This window comes from Amycolatopsis sp. WGS_07, from assembly GCF_045278895.1.
Classification (GTDB): domain Bacteria; phylum Actinomycetota; class Actinomycetes; order Mycobacteriales; family Pseudonocardiaceae; genus Amycolatopsis.
Genome location: NZ_CP136053.1, coordinates 5805484 through 5820441, shown reverse-complemented (window position 1 = coordinate 5820441; position 14958 = coordinate 5805484). Strand labels below are relative to the sequence as shown.

Sequence of the window (14958 nt, the reverse complement as noted above, 5' to 3'; positions counted from 1 at the left end):
TTGTGGACAACCCCGCCGTCGAGATCTCCGGCTTGGCGAAAAGCTACGGCTCCACCACCGCGGTCGACGGCATCGACCTGCGCATGGAGCGTGGTTCCCTGCTGGCCCTGCTCGGGCCGAACGGCGCCGGAAAAACGACCACCGTCGAGATTTGCGAGGGTTTCCGCAGACCTGACGCGGGCCGCGTGCGCGTGCTCGGGCTCGACCCCGTCGCGGACAGCTCCCGGCTCCGCCCGCGCGTCGGCATCATGCCCCAGGGCGGCGGCGCGTACCCGGGCGTGCGCGCGGAGGAAATGCTGCGGCTAGTGGCTTCCTGCGCCGCGCACCCGCACGATCCGGCGTGGCTGCTCGACGTGCTCGGGCTGGCCGGCGCGAAGCGGACCCCGTTCAAACGGCTCTCCGGCGGGCAGCAGCAACGGCTTTCCCTGGCGTGCGCGCTGGTCGGCCGTCCGGAGCTGGTGTTCCTGGACGAGCCCACCGCGGGCATGGACCCGCAGGCGCGGCGGCTGGTCTGGGACCTGCTCGCGGCCCTGCGCGCGGACGGCGTGAGCGTCCTGCTCACCACCCACCTCATGGAGGAAGCGGAAACGCTGGCCGACCAGGTGGTGATCGTGGACCACGGCAAGGTGGTCGTCGAAGGCACGCCGCATTCGCTCACCCTGGAAGCAGGAGAGGCGGCGCAGCTGCGGTTCCGCGCCCGCACCAAGCTCGACACGACGCTGCTCGCCGCCGCGCTGCCGGAGGGTTACCGGGTCACCGAATCCGCGCCCGGTTCGTACCTGGTCGAAGGCGCGGTCGACCCGCAGGTGGTCTCCGCCGTTACCGCGTGGTGCGCGCAGCAGGGTGTGCTGCCCGAACAACTGCAAGTCGGACGGCGGACGCTCGAAGAAGTGTTCCTCGAACTCACCGGACGGGAGCTTCGCGCATGAGTTCTCCGTTCCCCGCGGGCACTTTCGCCCCCGCGCCCGGCCGCGGCTCGCTCGGCAGGATGCTGCGCACGCACGCGCGGGTCGAGGCCGCGCTGACCCTGCGGCACGGCGAGCAGCTGCTGCTCACCCTGATCATCCCGCTCGCCCTGCTGATCGGCCTGAGCCTGCTGGACATCCTGCCCGCGAGCCAGCTCGGTTCGACGTCCAAAGTGGACTGGATGACGCCGAGGATCCTCGCGCTGGCGGTCATGTCGTCGGCCTTCACCGGCCAGGCGATCGCGCTGGGCTTCGACCGCCGCTACGGCGTCCTGAAGCGCCTTTCGGCGACGGCTTTGCCGCGCTGGCTGCTGGTCGCCGGACGGGTCGTCGCGGCCCTGGTCGTGGTCGCACTGCAGTCCGTGGTGCTCGGCGTGGTGGCGGCTTTCCTGGGCTGGTCGCCGTCGGCCGCCGGAATCGGCTCCGCGATCGTGCTGCTGGTACTGGGAACGCTGGCTTTCGGCGCGCTGGGCGTCCTGCTGGGCGGCGCGTTGCGCGCGGAAGCCGTGCTGGCGCTGGCGAACATCGTGTGGTTCGTGCTGCTGCTGGCTGGCGGGATTCTGCTCGCCCCGTCGGCATTGCCGTCCGGAGTCGGCGTGGTGGTGTCACTGCTGCCGTCCGGCGCGCTGGCGGAGGGGATGCGCGCGGCGCTGGTGGACGGCCAGTTCCCGCTGGGACCGGCGGCAGTGCTGGTGGTGTGGGCGGCGGTGGCCGGAGTGCTGGCGACCCGGACCACGAAACTCACCTGAATCGTTTTCCGGCCGCCCGGATGTGACGCCCGCCGCACCCGATTCCTTGCGCACGCTGGCGAATTCGCGCTGGACAATACCGCCGCGTGCACCCGGGAAATCGCGCGCGAGTATTCTTTCCGCGTGTCCCTCAGCAGTTTGATCGCCCGCCTGCCGTATCCGTCCGCCGCGGTTCAGCGGGCGGTCGGGATCGCCGCGGTGGTCGCGCAGGCAGGCATCGGCGTCACCGGGTCCGTGGTGCGGGTGACCGGGTCCGGGCTGGGGTGCCCGACCTGGCCGCAGTGCGTCGCGGGCAGCCTGGTGCCGGTGCAGCATCCCGGCATCGACGCGGTCACGCAGTGGATCGAGTTCTCGAACCGGATGCTGACCGGCGTCGTGATCGTGGTGGCCGCGCTGGCGGTGCTCACCGCGTGGCGGATCCAGATCGACCACCCGGAGCGCAAGCGCCTGGTGAAGCTCGCCTGGACGATGCCCGGCGGCGTGGTGCTGCAGGCGGTCATCGGCGGACTGACCGTGCTGGCGAAGCTGGAATGGTGGACGGTCGCGATCCATTTCCTCGCCTCGACGCCGCTGGTGTGGCTGGCGGTGCTGCTGCTGAAGGCGTTCCGCGAAGGAGACGAACCGGCACGCCCGCTGGTCCCGAAGCTGGGGCGGCAGATGCTGGTGCTGCTGACGGTGCTGATGTGGGCGGTCCTGATCGCCGGCACCACGGTCACCGGCGCGGGCCCGCACGGCGGCGACGTCAACACGCATCGCCTCGACGCCCCGATCGAGACACTGGCGCGCGTCCACAGCGCACTGCTGATCGCGTACTTGGTCGTGCTGGGGGTTTTCGGGCTCACGCTGATGCGCGTCGGCGCGCCGAAGACCGTGTGGCAGCGGTACGCGTGGGCGTGGATTGTCGCGCTGCTGCAGGGAGTTCTGGGCACGGTGCAGTACGCGCTGGGCGTGCCGGAGGCGATGGTGTCGTTCCACGTGCTGGGCTCGGCGCTCGTGATCGTCGTGACGGCGGTGCTGTGGACGGGAACTCGCGACCGGGGTCCGGTGACGTCGCTGGAGCCCGCGGAGAAGCGCGAACTCGCCACCGCGAACTGACGGGCCAAGCAGCCGACACGCTGCTGTCCAGAGACCGCACGAACGACGGCACCCGCTCCATACTCGCGCCCACCGCGCCGCCCTGACAGGCCCAGCCTCTGCGCCGAAACCACCAAACCGCCGACACGAACGCCAAGGCCGCCGAGCATCCGACCGCGATCCCGCGGCACAACCACGAACTCGCCACCGCGAACTGACGGTCATCCAGGCGTAACTGCGCGTCGGCCCGGCGGACAGGTCGGCCGCTTACCGTCGTGGCCGTCCGGCTTTCCGAAAAGCCCGAGGTGCGCCATGCCGACCGCCCCTGCCCGCCCCGCGAAACCGCTTCTCTCCGGCCGGCGCGGGACCGCCGAGATGATCGTGCTCAAGACGTTCCTGCTCGTGCCGTTCGCCGCGCTGATCGCCGCCGTCCCGCTGGTCTGGGGCTGGGGCATCGGCTGGACCGACCTCGTCCTCGCGACCGTCTTCTACGTGCTCGCCACGCTCGGCGTCACCGTCGGGTACCACCGCTACTTCACCCACGGCGCATTCAAAGCGGGCCGCCCGCTGCGGATCGCGCTCGCGATCGCGGGCAGCATGGCCGTGCAGGGGTCGGTGATTTTCTGGGTCGCGAGCCATCGCCGCCACCACGCGTTTTCCGACCGCGAGGGCGATCCGCATTCGCCGTGGCTGTTCGGCACCTCGCCCGCCGCACTGCTGCGCGGGTTCTGGCACGCGCACATGGGCTGGATGTTCCAGCGCGAGGTCACCAACGCCGACCGCTTCGCGCCGGATCTCGTCGGGGACCGCGATCTGCGCCTGGTGAACCGGTTCTTCTGGCTGTGGATCACCCTCAGCCTCGCCCTGCCCGCCGTGCTCGGGTGGGCGTTCAGCGGCACCTGGCAGGGCGCGCTGACGGCGTTCTTCTGGGCCGGTCTGGTCCGGATCGCGTTCCTGCACCACGTGACCTGGTCGGTGAACTCGGTGTGCCACCTGATCGGCGACCGCCCGTTCGCGAGCCGCGACCGCGCGGCGAACTTCTGGCCGCTGGCGCTGCTGTCCATGGGCGAGTCGTGGCACAACTCCCACCACGCCGACCCGACCTGCGCCCGGCACGGCGTGCTGCGCGGGCAGGTGGACGTGTCGGCGCGGGTGATCTGGGCGTTCGAACGGCTCGGCTGGGCGAGCGACGTCCGCTGGCCCCGGGCGGACCGGCTCGCCGCCAAGCGCGTGCAGCAGCCCGGTTGACCTATCGAAAAACGATGCTATCGTCTTTCGATAGGTATCGTTTTTCGATAAGGGGGCGGACATGGAACCGTTGAGCACCCCGGACAAACGCATCGTCACCGCCGTCGGGGCGGGGTCAGTGCTTGCGTTCGTACTGGTCAACTACGGCACCGTCCGCACCGCGCTGCAAGCCTGCGTCGAAGCCGGACACGGCGCGCCGGTCGGGCCCGCCACCGGCGCGGGGATGTCCACCGGGGCCAGCACGTTCGTGATCCCGGCGACCGCACGGGTCTGCCCCGGCGACAACGGCCCGACCGGCGCCGACGTGGCGCTCTCGATGGGCGCGACCCTGCCCACTGTCGTGTTCAGCGCGGTGGCGTTGCTGCTGCTCTGCCGGTTCCTCTGGGGCGCGGCCCGTCCCGGCCTGCACTCGCCGGTCACGCCGGGACGGCTCCGCACGCTCGGCTGGTTCGTGCTCGTCGCCGGGCCGGTCGCCGAAGGGCTGCAGCACTATTTCCAGTACGAGCTGGCCGGGAAGCTGCTCGGCGGCGCCGATTTCAACGGGCAGTACCACGCGTGGCTGCAGGAGCTGCAGATGGATTTCCCGTGGTGGTGCGTGTTCGCCGGGGTCTCCGCGCTGGTGGTCGCGAAGCTGCTGCGCATCGAGGTCCGGATGGCGGAAGACCTGGAAGGCACCGTCTGATGCCGCCCGAAGAACCGCACCGCATCGAGATCCGGCTCGACGAACTGCTCGCCGCGCGCGGGATGACCGTCGCCGAGCTGGCCGACCGGGTCGGGATCACCCCGGTCAACGTGTCGGTGCTGAAAAACGGCCGGGCCAAAGCGATCCGGTTTTCGACGCTGTCCAAGATCTGCGAGGTCCTGGACTGCCAGCCGGGCGACCTGCTGGCCTTCCGGCGGGACTAGGCCAGCTGCTGCCGCACCGCCGACGCGAACCGCAGCGGCGCGCCCGCGTCCGCGTGCCGGAAGCCCAGCGACGGTTCGGTCAGCTCCAGTTCCAGCACCAGCGGACGGCCGTCGTCGCCGCGGACCAGGTCGACCCGCGCGTACAGGAGTTCCGCCCGCAGGATGCCGAGCAGCCCGCACGCGGCGTCCAGCGCGTCCTCCGCCGCCGCCCGCACCTCCGGCGCCGGGACCGCGGCCGCCAGCCGCTCCTCCCGGTACAGCCCGGAAGCGTCCACTTTGGACTCCAGAAGCGCGGCTTTCGTGAAGGCGTGCGAATAAACGCCGCCGAAGAACGTCACCGCGATCTCGCCCTGAGTGTCCACACTGGACTGATACGGCTGCACGAGAGCAGTGCGCCCGTCGTCGTGCAGCGCGCTCAAGTGCTTCTCCGCCTCCGCGCCGGCAGCGTCGAACCGAGCGGCGCCACGGCCTCCCGCGCCCACCAGAAGGCTTCACCACGAACGGTTTCTTCGGCCAGCGCGGCTTCTCCCCCGGCGGCACGATCTCCACCGGAACCGTCGGCACGCCCGCGTCCAGCAGTTCGCCGAGATACGTCTTGTCGGTGTTCCAGCGCACGACCGCGGCCGCGTTGCTCAGGCCCGGAACGTCCTCGCACCAGCTGAGGAATTCGTCGCGGCGCTCCGGGTAGTCCCACGCAGCGCGCAGGACCACGATGTCCGCCGCAGCGAAGTCGGCGTCCGAATCCCAGGCGGCCCAGCGCACGGTGAAACCGAGATCGGCGAGCGCGGGCAGCACCGCGGCCTCGTCGCCGTCGCCTTCGGGCAGCGCGGAGCAGCCGACGAAAATCGCCGAGCGGGTCACCGTCCGGCTCGCGGACCGGCCATCTTGCGGCGGTGCGCGGCACCGATCTTGACCGTCTTCACCGTCTCGCTGTCCCACTCCGCGGCCTCGAGGTCCTCGACCTGCTCGACCAGCGCGGACCCGGTCTCGACCCCGGCGACCAGCACGTCGCCCATCGCCCCGTCCGGGCCCACGAGCACGACCCGCGCCCCGGCGAGCCCGATGTTCTCGACCACGGCGCGCGACGGCTTGCCGTGCTTCGCCACGAACGCGCGGGCGGACGCCAGCTGGCGGGCGGTCGGGGCGGTCGGCGTGTTTTCGGTCTCCTCAGCCACGTCCGGAGCTTAACCCGAGACCCCCGCCCCCGCGGCCCGACCGTGTTCTCGGCCATAGTGGACGGCGGACGCGCACATCTCGAGGAGGAACCATGCCGACCGCAGTGCAGGTGACCCGGACCGGCGGCCCGGAAGTGCTGGAACTGGCCGAAATCGAGCCCGGCCCGCCCGGCGCCGGCGAGCTGCTGGTCGACCTCGCCGCGGCGGGCGTCAACTACATCGACACCTACCAGCGCCAGGGCATCTACCCGATCGACCTGCCGTTCGTCCTCGGCTCCGAGGGCGCCGGGACGGTCGTCGAGACCGGCGAGGGCGTCACCGGCTTCGCGCCTGGCGACCGCGTGACCTGGCAGGGCGTGCTCGGCAGCTACGCCCAGCGCGCGGTGATCCCGGCCGGTGCCGCGGTGAAGGTGCCCGAAGGCATCTCCGACGAGATCGCCGCGGCCACGATGCTGCAGGGCCTGACCGCGCACTACCTGGTGCGCTCGACCTACGAAGTCAAGGCAGGCGACGACATCCTCGTCCACGCGGCGGCCGGCGGCGTCGGCCTGCTGCTGGTGCAGCTGGCGAAGGCACGCGGCGCGCGAGTGCTGGCCACGGTGTCCACCGACGAGAAAGCCGAGCTGGCCCGCGGCGCCGGCGCGGACCACGTGATCCGCTACGACCGCGAGGACTTCGCCGCCGTGACCCGCGAGCTGACCAACGGCGAAGGCGTCGCCGCGGTCTACGACGGGGTCGGCAAGAGCACCATCGACGGCAGTCTCGCGAGCCTGAAGATCCGCGGCACGCTGGCGTTGTTCGGCGCGGCCAGCGGCCCGGTCCCGCCGCTCGACCCGCAGCGGCTCAACTCCGGCGGCTCGCTGTACCTGACCCGCCCGACGCTCGGCCACTACTTGCGCACCCGCGAGGAACTCGACTGGCGCGCCGGCGAACTGTTCGCCGCCGTGCGGGACGGTTCGCTCAACGTCCGCGTCGGCGGCCGCTACCCGCTCGCCGACGCCCGCAAGGCCCACGAGGACCTGCAGGGACGCCGGACGACCGGGAAGCTGCTGCTGATCCCCTGAGTCAGGAAACCGACAGGGCGTCGGTCACGAAGACCAGCGTTTCGTTGGGCGCGATGCCGCGCCCGCCGTCCTTGTAGGCCAGGGCGGGCGGGATGATCATCAGCCGCCGCCCGCCCTGTTTGACGCCGACGAGGCCCTGGTCCCAGCCCTCGATCACCTGCCCGGCGCCGAGGTCGAGCCCGAACGGCTCGCCGCGGTCGAACGAGCTGTCCAGCTTCTTCTTGTTCGACCAGGTCACGACCAGGTAGTTCATGGACAGCTTCGACCCGGCGGCCGCGGCCTTCCCGGAGCCCGCGGACAGGTCCTTGGTGATCAGCTTCTTCGGCGGAGCACAGCCGTCCGGGATGGTGATCTCCGGGACCTGGCCGAAGCTCCCGGTGGTCTTGATGTCGTCCGCGGTGCACTCGCGGCTCGGGGCCGCCGGGGCCGCGCTGCTGTCGTCGCCGCAGGCCGTGAGCCCGAACGCGGCGACCGCCGCGACCGCGCCGACGACGGCTGTCCTGCCGAATTTCTGCATGCTTGACTGTATCCGCACGGCGCAGCCGTTCCGTTGCGGGCGGGTCCGGTCGTCCGTGAGGAAACCTTCACGGACGCTGATTCCCCATGCCAGGAACTTGAGGCTGCGTCATGTGTGCGGCGTGAGGCACGTCCGCCCAGGCCAAAGGGGTCGGCGGGTTCGTGCCGGGCCCAGCGCGAGCGGCGAGAGCAGGATCATCGTCCGTGAGGGGAACCCTGAGGGAATCAGATTCCCTCAGGGTTCCCCTCACGGACTTGAAGGTGCCGTCATGCGGTCGCTGATCCGGGACTAACCAAGCCCGCCGAGAGCAGGCACCGCCGGACCAGTCCGCACCACGCCGAGCCGCTGCGTCGCCCGGGTCAACGCCACGTACAGGTCGTTGAGCCCGCGCGGCGACCCCGCCACGATCTCGTCCGGCGACACCAGCACGACCCCGTCGAACTCCAGCCCCTTGGCCCGGTCGACGGTCAGCACGCTCAGCCGGTCGTCCTCCGGGAGCAGCTTCCGCACCTCGTCGAGCCGGCCGGCCGGCACCAGCACCGCCACGGTCCCACCGTCCACAGCGGACAGTTCGGCGGCCACGAGCGCGGGCAGTTCCTCATCCAGCGAACCGGTTTCCACGCTCCACGGCGGCACCCCGGTCTCCCGCACCGACACCGGTGCGGCCAGGTCCACGTCGAGTTCCGCGAGCACGCCCGCCGCGACCGCCATGATCTCCGCCGGGGTCCGGTAGTTGACCGTCAGCTGCTCCAGCCGCCAGCGGTCGGCGACGTACGGCGACAGCACCTCGTCCCAGGTCCGCGCTCCCCCGGCAGCCCCGGTCTGCGCGACGTCGCCGACCAGCGTCATCGACCGGTTCGGCGTGCGGCGCATGAGCAGCCGCCAGTCCATCGCGGACAGTTCCTGCGCCTCGTCCACGATCACGTGCCCGAACGTCCACGTCCGGTCCTGCGCCGCCCGCTGCGCCGCGGTCAGCTCGCTGCGCGCCTGCTGGCGTTCGGCGAACAGTTCGGCGTCCAGCACGTCGGACACCCGCAGGATCTCCTCGTCCTGGATTTCCTCGTCCTGCTCGAGGATGTCCAGCACGCCTTCGGCGTACGCGCGCTCGACGCGTTCCTGGCGCTTCTGCTCGGCCTGTTCCTCGGAATCGTCGCTGCCGAGCAGTTCGGCCAGTTCGTCGAGCAGCGGCACGTCGGCGGGCGTCCACTTCGCGTCGCGGCCGCTCTCCAGATGCCTCCGGTCCTCTTCGGACAGCAGCTCGCCGGCCGCCCGGTCGAGGTGTTCGCGGTCGGCGAACAGGTCGTCCAGCAGGCCTCCCGGGGTGAGTTTCGGCCACAGCGAGTTCAGCGCGGCGGCCACCGCGGGGCTCGAGGCCAGCTCGGCGCGGATGTCCTGGACGTCCTGCGCGTCCAGCAGATCCTCGCCCAAAGCGCGGGCGGCCTGCCGGGTGAGCGAGTCGAGGACGTCGGAGACGAACAGCCGGCGCGCGAGGTTGTGCGGCCGCCGCGAACGGCGGGCCCGGGTGCGGGCTTGCGCACAGGTCTTCCGGTCGAGCTTGAGGATCTCGCGTTCGTGCTCGATCTCGATCACCGGATCGGGTACACCTTGCCGGTCGCGGACCGCCTTGGCGAGCACGTCGGCCATCACCAGCCGGCCCTTCACCTCAGCCGCTTCCGGCGACTCGACGCCGTCCGCGTCCAGGCCCGGCCACAGCTGCCCGATGGTCGCCAGCAGCACGCCGGTCTCGCCGAGCGACGGCAGGACCTGGCCGATGTAGCGCAGGAAAGTCGGGTTCGGGCCGACGACCAGCACGCCGCGCGTGGTCAGCTGCTGGCGATGCGTGTACAGCAGATATGCCGCGCGGTGCAACGCGACCGCGGTCTTCCCGGTGCCCGGCGCGCCCTGCACCACCATCACCCCGCCGAGCGGCGCGCGGATGATCCGGTCCTGCTCGGCCTGGATGGTGGCGACGATGTCGGCCATCTCGCCGGTCCGGCGACGCTCCAGCGCGGCCAGCAGCGCCGCCTCGCCGGCGAGCCCGAGGTCCTGGCCCTGGTCGGCGGCGGTCAGGTCGAGGATCTCGTCGTCGAACCCGGTGACCCGGCGGCTCAGCGACCGCAGATGCCGGCGGCGGCGCACGCCGTCCGGCGAAGCGGCGGTGGCGAGGTAGAACGGCCGCGCGACCGGCGCGCGCCAGTCGATCAGCAGCGGGCGGTAGTCGTCGTCCTCGTCGAACAGCCCGAGCCGCCCGATGTAGGCGGTCTCCTCGTCGCTGCTGCCGGGCACGAAATCCAGCCGCCCGAAGCACAATCCCTGCTCGACCGACCCGAGCTGGGCGAGCCGGTCGCTGTGCAGGGCCGTGGCGGCTTCGCGTTCGGTGCGCGCCTGCGGCGTCCCGCCGGTCTGGCGCAGGGTCTCGTCCAGCCGGCGCTGGGTCTGGGTGCGTTCGGCGTCGAGCTTCGCGAACAGCGCGTCGGTGTAGGCCTGCTCGCGGCGCAGCTCGGCTTCGTAGGCCGGTTCCTCGGGCAAGGAAAGGTCCTGCTTTCAGGTCGGGATCGGGGCCGGAAGAGTGCAACCGGCGAGGATCCCGGGCCATTCCTGCCCGGTCGCGGAACGGGTCAGAACGGGAGGCCGAGCACCGGCAAGCCGATCGCCGAGTCGACCGCCAGCGCGACGAACACGATCATCAGGTACGTGTTCGACCGGTGGAACAGCGCCATCGGCTTGGTCTCCTCGCCGCGGTGCACGGCGGCCTGCAGCCGGTGCGCGTAGAAGAGGAACCAGCCGCCGGCGAGGATCGCGAAGGTCGCGTACAGCCAGCTCGTGACCGGGAGCAGCAGCAGCGTCCAGGCGACCATCACCCACGAGTAGATGACGATCTGCCGCGCCACGTGCTCGGCGGTCGCGACGACCGGCAGCATCGGGACGCCCGCCCGCTCGTAGTCGTCGCGGTACTTCATGCCCAGCGCCCAGGTGTGCGGCGGGGTCCAGAAGAAGATCACGCCGAACATCACGAACGCGGGCCACTGCACGGTGCCGGTGACCGCGACCCAGCCGATCAGCACGGGCATGCAGCCCGCCGCGCCGCCCCAGACCACGTTCTGCGACGTCCGCCGCTTGAGGCCGAGGGTGTAGACGAAGATGTAGAACAGGATGGTCGCGATCGCGAGGACCGCCGCCAGCAGGTTCACCGTGAAGAACAGGACCGCGAACGAGGCGGCGCCGAGCACGAGGCCGAAGATCAGCGCGTTGCGCCGCGGCACCGCGTCCTTCACCAGCGGCCGCCGCTTGGTGCGGTTCATGACCTTGTCGATGTCGCTGTCGATCACGCAGTTGAGCGCGTTCGCGCTGCCCGCGGCCATCGTGCCGCCGACCAGCGTCGCGACCACCAGCCACGGGTTCGGCACCTCGCGCCCGGCGAGGAACATCGCGGGGATCGTGGTGACGAGGAGAAGCTCGATCACGCGCGGCTTCGCCAGCGCGGCGTACGCGCCGGCCACCTGGCGGAAGCTTCGCCGGGCCCCGTGCGGTCGCCCGCCTTCCGGGGGTACGGCGCTGGTGTCGTCACTGCGTCCGTGCGCAGCGTTCACCAACGACATTTCTCTCCCTGAGTCAGTCCTGGGCCGGGCGGCCCGGAAGAAAAGAGGCGGTGCTCCTGGAGAACTCCCGTGCCTGGCCCGCAATCGATGTTAGACGTGCCGGAACGGCCCGATGCCCGCGGGTCCGGGACACGCCCGGCGATGTCTTCTCCGTCACGTCCGCCGCAACGAGTCGCGAGCGCCCGCGGCGGGTAGCCGGAGACCGGAAGGCGGGCAGGATCACTTCACCCGCAGGGTGCGCGCCCGCGCTCGCGCGCACGCGTACGCACTAGGCTGCAGCCGACGGGCCGTTCGCTCCGCCTGCGCAGCGCCGCCAGCAGGAATATCGTCCCTTCGGGATCGATTGAGATAACTGAGGGCGCACACCGCAGCACTTGAGCGGCACGCACGGAATACAGCCATCACTTCACCGACGCAGGAGTTCGAGTTCAGTGTCCGAAACCTCTAGCAGCGAGACCAACCCCTTGCTCCGGCGCAACGTGCCGGCCGACTGGACCGAAACCGACACCCGCGCCGTGGACACCGCCCGCGTGCTCGCCGCGGACGCCGTCGAAAACTGCGGCAGCGGGCACCCGGGCACTGCGATGAGCCTGGCGCCGCTGGCGTACACGCTGTTCCAGCGCACCATGCGGCACGACCCGGCCGACCCGGAGTGGCCCGCCCGCGACCGGTTCGTGCTCTCCGCCGGGCACTCCAGCCTGACCCTCTACATCCAGCTGTACCTGGCCGGTTTCGGCCTGGAGCTGGAAGACCTCGAGCAGCTGCGCCGCTGGGGCTCCAAGACCCCGGGCCACCCGGAGTACCGGCACACCAAGGGCGTCGAGACCACCACCGGCCCGCTGGGCCAGGGCCTCGCGAACGGCGTCGGCATGGCGATGGCGGCCCGGCGCGAGCGCGGCCTGCTGGACCCGGACGCCGCTCCCGGCGAGAGCATCTTCGACCACCACATCTACGTGATCGCCTCCGACGGCGACATCGAAGAGGGCGTCACCTCCGAGGCCTCGTCCATCGCGGGCCGCCAGGAGCTGGGCAACCTGATCGTCTTCTACGACGACAACAAGATCTCCATCGAGGACGACACCAACATCGCGCTGTCCGAGGACGTCGCGAAGCGGTACGAGGCCTACGGCTGGCACGTGCAGACCGTCGACGGCGGCGAGGACGTCGTCGCGATCGAGGCGGCCATCAAGGCGGCGCAGGCCGAGACCACGCGGCCGTCGTTCATCCAGCTGCGCACGATCATCGGCTACCCGGCCCCGACGAAGATGAACACCGGCAAGGCGCACGGCGCGGCGCTGGGCGCGGAAGAGGTCGCCGGCGTCAAGAAGGCGCTGGGCTTCGACCCGGAGAAGAACTTCGACGTCGACGCGGCCGTGCTCGCGCACACCCGCCAGGCGATCGAGCGCGGCGAGAAGCAGCGCGCCGAGTGGCAGGAGCGCTTCGAGGCGTGGGCCGCGGCGAACCCGGAGCGCAAGAAGCTGGCCGACCGGCTGTCCACCCGCACGCTGCCCGAGGGCTTCGCGGACAACCTGCCGTCGTGGGAGCCCGACGCCAAGGGCATCGCCACCCGCAAGGCCTCCGGCGAGGTGCTGAACGCGCTGGCCGAGCCGCTGCCCGAGCTGTGGGGCGGTTCCGCGGACCTCGCGGAGAGCAACAACACCACCATGAAGGGCGCCGACTCGTTCGGCCCGGCCGCGGCCGGCACCGACATGTGGAAGACCAACCCGTACGGCCGCACGCTGCACTTCGGCATCCGCGAGCACGCGATGGGCTCGATCCTCAACGGCATCGCGCTGCACGGCGGCACCCGCCCGTACGGCGCGACGTTCCTCACCTTCTCCGACTACATGCGCCCGCCGGTCCGGCTCGCCGCGCTGATGAAGGCCCCGGTCATCTACGTGTGGACGCACGACTCGATCGGTCTCGGCGAGGACGGCCCGACGCACCAGCCGATCGAGCAGATCGCCGCGCTGCGCGCCATCCCCGGCCTCAACGTCGTCCGCCCGGCGGACGCCAACGAGACCGCGTACGCGTGGAAGGCCGTGCTGGAGGACGTGCACCACCCGTCCGGCTTCGCGCTGACCCGGCAGAACGTGCCGGTGCTCGAGGGCACGAACGCCGAGGGCGTCAAGAAGGGCGGCTACGTGCTGGCCGAGGCGTCCAACGGCACCCCGGAGGTCGTGCTGATCGCCACCGGTTCCGAGGTCCAGCTGGCCGTCGAGGCGCGCAAGACCCTCGAGGCGGACGGCATCCCGACCAGCGTCGTGTCGATGCCGTGCGTCGAGTGGTTCGACGCGCAGGACCAGGACTACAAGGACGCCGTCCTGCCGCCGACGGTCAAGGCCCGCGTCTCGGTCGAGGCCGGGATCGCGATGCCGTGGCAGCGCTTCACCGGCGACGCCGGCGAGAACGTGTCGATCGAGCACTACGGAGCCTCGGCCGACGCCGCGACGCTGTTCCGCGAGTTCGGCTTCACCGCCGAAGCCGTGGTGGACGCCGCGCGCCGCTCGATCGCCAACACCAAGAACTGAAAGGAGCGCAATCATGACTGACCGACTCGGACAGCTGTCCGAAGCAGGCGTCTCGATCTGGCTGGACGACCTTTCGCGGGAGCGCCTGGAATCGGGCAACCTCGCCGGGCTCATCCGCGACAAGCACGTCGTCGGCGTCACCACCAACCCGACGATCTTCGCGAACGCGCTGTCGAAGGGCGCCGCCTACGACGCGCAGGTCAACGACCTCGCCGCCCGCGGCGCGGACCTCGACGGCACCGTCCGGGAGCTGACCACCACCGACGTGCGCAACGCCGCGGACCTGTTCCGCGACGTGTACAACGCCACGAACGGCGTCGACGGCCGCGTGTCCATCGAGGTGGACCCGCGCCTGGCGAAGGACACCGCGAAGACGGTGGCCGAGGCCAAGGACCTGTGGAAGACCGTCGACCGGCCGAACGTGATGATCAAGATCCCGGCGACCGAAGAGGGTCTGCCGGCGATCACCGCGGTGCTCGCCGAGGGCATCAGCGTCAACGTCACGCTGATCTTCTCCGTCGAGCGCTACGAGGCCGTCATCAAGGCCTTCTTCGCCGGTCTGGAGCAGGCGAAGGCCAACGGCCACGACCTCAAGGGCATCCACTCGGTCGCGTCGTTCTTCGTGTCCCGTGTGGACAGTGAGGTCGACAAGCGGCTGAACGCGATCGGCACCGACGAGGCCAAGGCGCTGCTGGGCGAGGCGGCCATCGCCAACGCGCGGCTCGCGTACGCGGCCTTCGAGAAGCTGTTCGCCACGGACCAGTGGAAGGCGCTCGCCGAGGCGGGCGCGAACGCGCAGCGTCCGCTGTGGGCTTCCACCGGCGTGAAGGACCCGGCCTACTCCGACACCCGCTACGTCGACCAGCTCGTGGTCAAGGACGTCGTGAACACGATGCCCGAGAAGACCATGGACTCGGTCGCCGACCACGCCGAGATCACCGGCGACACGGTTTCCGGAAAGGGCGAGCAGGCGCAGGCGGTCTTCGACAAACTGGCCGCGGCGGGCATCGACGTGCCGGACGTCTTCGTCACGCTGGAGACCGAGGGCGTCGAGAAGTTCGAGAAGTCCTGGCAGGAACTGCTGGACACGGTGACCGGGCAGCTGAACAAAGCGAGGGGCTGAACCAGAG

At 70.8% G+C, this 14958-nt stretch carries 13 protein-coding genes and 1 pseudogene; 9 read left to right on the top strand and 5 right to left on the bottom strand.

All coding sequences use genetic code 11. The features are described from left to right. Positions 1-2: 2 nt before the first annotated feature. The 6 genes from RPX00_RS27555 to RPX00_RS27530 all read left to right on the top strand — a co-directional run bounded on the left by RPX00_RS27555 (position 3) and on the right by RPX00_RS27530 (position 4942). Positions 3-929, top strand: coding sequence for an ABC transporter ATP-binding protein (locus RPX00_RS27555; RefSeq protein ID WP_406629657.1), 927 nt, complete (start codon positions 3-5; stop codon positions 927-929). Further along, entirely contained in the window at positions 926-1714 is a 789-nt protein-coding gene (locus tag RPX00_RS27550) for an ABC transporter permease (protein ID WP_406629655.1), read from the top strand. Before RPX00_RS27555 ends, RPX00_RS27550 begins: the two co-directional genes overlap by 4 nt. A 123-nt stretch (positions 1715-1837) precedes the next feature. After that, positions 1838-2809: a COX15/CtaA family protein gene (locus RPX00_RS27545; protein WP_406629653.1), complete on the top strand. Its 972-nt coding sequence runs from the start codon at positions 1838-1840 to the stop codon at positions 2807-2809. A 291-nt stretch (positions 2810-3100) separates the two neighbouring features. Further along, entirely contained in the window at positions 3101-4036 is a 936-nt protein-coding gene (locus RPX00_RS27540) for an acyl-CoA desaturase (RefSeq protein ID WP_406629651.1), read from the top strand. Between the two features lie 61 nt (positions 4037-4097). Continuing rightward, positions 4098-4718 carry a hypothetical protein gene (locus RPX00_RS27535; RefSeq protein ID WP_406629649.1) on the top strand — a complete coding sequence of 207 codons (621 nt, stop codon included), beginning with the start codon at positions 4098-4100 and terminating at the stop codon, positions 4716-4718. Beyond that, a complete protein-coding gene (locus RPX00_RS27530) occupies positions 4718-4942 on the top strand; it encodes a helix-turn-helix domain-containing protein (protein WP_406629647.1) in 225 nt (74 codons plus the stop codon). The genes RPX00_RS27535 and RPX00_RS27530 overlap by 1 nt, the downstream gene beginning before the upstream one ends. Here RPX00_RS27530 and RPX00_RS27525 read toward each other — a convergent pair. Together RPX00_RS27525 and RPX00_RS27520 are read right to left on the bottom strand one after the other, a co-directional pair. After that, positions 4939-5803 (bottom strand): annotated as a pseudogene (locus RPX00_RS27525) (RimK family alpha-L-glutamate ligase). The gene RPX00_RS27530 and the pseudogene RPX00_RS27525 overlap by 4 nt on opposite strands. Further along, positions 5800-6117, bottom strand: coding sequence for a hypothetical protein (locus tag RPX00_RS27520; RefSeq protein WP_406629646.1), 318 nt, complete (start codon positions 6115-6117; stop codon positions 5800-5802). The pseudogene RPX00_RS27525 and the gene RPX00_RS27520 overlap by 4 nt, the downstream one beginning before the upstream one ends. Positions 6118-6209: 92 nt before the next feature. On the opposite strand from RPX00_RS27520, the gene RPX00_RS27515 reads away from it, so the two are divergent. Beyond that, complete coding sequence (locus RPX00_RS27515; protein ID WP_406629644.1) at positions 6210-7181, top strand: quinone oxidoreductase family protein; 972 nt, start codon at positions 6210-6212, stop codon at positions 7179-7181. A 1-nt stretch (position 7182) separates the two neighbouring features. On the opposite strand, the gene RPX00_RS27510 is transcribed toward RPX00_RS27515, so the two are convergent. The 3 genes from RPX00_RS27510 to RPX00_RS27500 form a co-directional block, all read right to left on the bottom strand. Continuing rightward, entirely contained in the window at positions 7183-7698 is a 516-nt protein-coding gene (locus RPX00_RS27510) for an FKBP-type peptidyl-prolyl cis-trans isomerase (RefSeq protein ID WP_406629642.1), read from the bottom strand. A gap of 288 nt (positions 7699-7986) precedes the next feature. Further along, positions 7987-10227, bottom strand: coding sequence for a HelD family protein (locus tag RPX00_RS27505; protein WP_406629640.1), 2241 nt, complete (start codon positions 10225-10227; stop codon positions 7987-7989). A gap of 89 nt (positions 10228-10316) precedes the next feature. Next, complete coding sequence (locus RPX00_RS27500) at positions 10317-11297, bottom strand: heme o synthase (RefSeq protein WP_406629638.1); 981 nt, start codon at positions 11295-11297, stop codon at positions 10317-10319. Positions 11298-11728: 431 nt separating this feature from the next. On the opposite strand from RPX00_RS27500, the gene tkt reads away from it, so the two are divergent. After that, complete coding sequence (tkt, locus tag RPX00_RS27495; RefSeq protein WP_406629637.1) at positions 11729-13828, top strand: transketolase; 2100 nt, start codon at positions 11729-11731, stop codon at positions 13826-13828. Positions 13829-13841: 13 nt separating this feature from the next. Continuing rightward, positions 13842-14951 (top strand): transaldolase, encoded by a 1110-nt coding sequence (gene tal / locus RPX00_RS27490; RefSeq protein WP_406629635.1) that lies wholly within the window; start codon positions 13842-13844, stop codon positions 14949-14951. The last annotated feature ends 7 nt before the right edge of the window (positions 14952-14958 follow it).